Genomic DNA, 2933 nt, shown 5'->3' with positions numbered 1-2933 from the left:
TCGCCATTTTATTTCTTACATTTTCAGCTAATTCTCTAATCTCATTTAAATTTTGTTCATTTAAAATTGAGTTTTCAAATGTTGCCGATTTTTTAGCAGTCCCACCTGTAGTTGGCAAACTATTATAATATGATTCTCTTGCCGGAGCAATTAATTTGGTAGTTCCCTCAGCTCCTAATTCGTAGGCCTCAGCCGATTGTCCATCAACTGCACCTCCAGCGCCTCTGCTAAAAGCAATGGTTAAATCTTTTGAATTTCCAGAATTTATTCCCGTTGTAATCATAACTCCCGAATAATCGACATCAACACTTGGAATTACTAAAATTGAAGGAAATACATTTTCTGGATTCGATAAATATTTTTGACGCCATTTAAAGCTTCTTTCTGTATAAGGCGATGCCCAAACATCTTTTATTCCTTGTAAAATTTTATCTTTTGCAACAACATTAAACAAGGTTAAATTTAAACCAGCTCCCGAAAAATCTTTTAAATCTTCCATATTAGTATCACTTCTTAAAAACACAGGAACTTCACCTAATTTTTTTCCTAAAACAGCCACAAATTCACTTTCTAGTTGTGAAATAAAACTTGTTTGAATTGGCATTTTTTTTATTGCTTCTTGTAAAATCTCTAACTGTTTTAATTGAAATTTTTCTACTTCAGCTTCTGAAATATTATTTAATCGTTGCTTTTCAGCTTCTAAAAACATATTGGTTAAAAATTTCCAATAAGAAACATTTTGCTCTGGCATTTGCTGATTCATATGAGATTTAAAAATTCCAAACGGAATTACAATTCCTTCCACCACTTTCTCTGGAAACATTTTTTTCAATTGCCCTAAATTGGCAGCTTTTGGCCCACACAATTTACCAGAATCTTTTGCATCCACATTTCTCATATTTAAAATGCTATTCACATCCAAACGAATTTGTTCAATAGGAACTGCTATTTTAGCTTCATTTCGAGCTGTTTTAGAAAACAACCCCTTCTCTTCAGCAGTCATTTCATTTTCTAATTTCAAAATCACATTTCCTTTATTTGAAACTGCGTAAAACACTTTTTGTCCGTTGAATTTTTTTAAATTCTGAAGATTATCATCAGACAATGCAGCATTTGGGATTCCTAAATTACGCGCTAATAATTGTACGTGAGAAACTAAATTTCCTTCTGAAACAGTGGCAATTCCTCCAACAGGTTTTAAATCGGATGGTGGTTTTTGAAAAATATAAATTTTGTTTGAAGAAACCTCAATACCTTCAGGAGAACTATCAATAATAACTAACTCTCCAAAGGCATAACCCGGATTTAAACCACGAATGGAACTTTGGTTAGAAATATTAAATACTTTATTGGTTAATGAAGATTCCGTAGCTAAAAAATCTCCTAAATCGCCTACCGTTTTACCTAAATGTAAGGTAACTGAACTTCTAATTTTATCATCAATAAAACCATACGATTTTGGTTCAAAACCAGTATAAATGTCAACCATATCTTCATAAGTTGCCTTTACCATTGATGAACTCCACTCCACTACACTCCTAGCCGATTGTAAAATTGTTGTCAACTCATTTAAAGAAAGTGAGGTTGTGTTTTTTGGTTTTAAAATGGGTTCTATTTCATTCCATTCCCATAGTTCAACATAACCAGCACCGGCAGTTGCCATTGCTAAATAATATGTTTTATCTAACAATTCTTTTAGTGTTATTGGTTGCCATTGCGATGCGTTTTTAAAAACTACTTCTTCTAATTTTAAAGAAGCATCTAACAATTGAACTCTTGCTTGTGCACGTTTTTCAATTAAAATTGCTTTTCTAATTTCTAATAATAACTTAGCCGACTCCGAAACCAAATTAGCAGGTTTTGTCTCTTTACTATTTTTTAAAGAAAATTCATTAATAAGGTTTCCAATAGGAGTGTTTTTTACTAAACCTGTTTTGTTAGGCAATGCTTGAATGTCAATTGGCTTGTAAAAATTGGTCATTGTTACCAATAACTCATCAAATTTTAGATTTAGTACATTGCTTAATTTTCCGGAGTTGTTAATTCTGAATTGTTTTACTTTTTCAATATCAACAAATTCCGGTTGTCCGTGAATTTTAACTCGTAAATCCATAAATTGAGGAAATAAATCAGATAGAACCTTCGATTGACTTCGCATTAATTGCGCAACATTATCATCTCCTTTATGCGGAACGTCGTTTAAAGATTGTCGAATTAAAAAGAAATTTTTCGTAATACTAGTATCACCTGTTAATAACCATTTATAAAAATCTACTCCCCAAGCTTCTTCGTCTTCAACTTGGACAGCTCCTCTGTAGTATTGAGCTTTTTGTAAAATCCAACCATCATCTATGTTTCTTAAATACTTATCTATTTGATATTGTTTCAATCTAGAATTATGATTTTGTGAATCCCAAAATTCTTGATGTGTAGTATATGCTAAAATCTGACCTAAAAAAATGTGTTTTTTTTTACCAATGTTCTCAACAACATCTCTATATCTCGCATGTTGAACACCTGGTCCAATTGAGTCTGGACAAGGATCTTTTGGCATTCTTATGCTTCCATCCTTACAAAACCAACGAATGTCTTTATAAGGCCCTCTAAATTCGCTTTTATAAATAGCAATTTGATCTTTAATATATTGATTATTAAAATTTTGAGAAAATATACTTGATGTGTAGAGGAATACAATAAAACTAAAAAAGTATTTTATTTTCATTATTAATTTAATTTTTAGGACGTTACATTAAATTTCTAATATAGTGCCCTATATTTTAATTTAAAGATAATTAACTTTTAAATAAAAAAAATCTTCTTGCTATAAATTTTGTTTTAAATTTTGAATCTTGAGAAGATAAATTGCTTACTTTTAGTATATAATAATTGGCTTTTTTAGTAATCTTACTAATATGTTTTAATTAGTACCTATT

The 2933-nt window shown here is 30.5% G+C and carries 1 protein-coding gene; it reads right to left on the bottom strand.

Going from position 1 to position 2933, the window contains the following annotated elements; genetic code table 11:
- Nucleotides 1–2722, bottom strand: a 2722-nt coding sequence (locus AB1Z17_RS00090; protein WP_368049755.1) for a PEP/pyruvate-binding domain-containing protein, incomplete at its 3' end; no start/stop codon positions are given.
- Nucleotides 2723–2933: the final 211 nt, after the last annotated feature.

Origin of the sequence: Lutibacter sp., from assembly GCF_040883305.1 — a bacterium.
GTDB lineage: Bacteria > Bacteroidota > Bacteroidia > Flavobacteriales > Flavobacteriaceae > Lutibacter.
The sequence above is the reverse complement of the archived record's forward strand: the minus strand, read 5'-3'. Positions and strand labels throughout refer to the sequence as shown.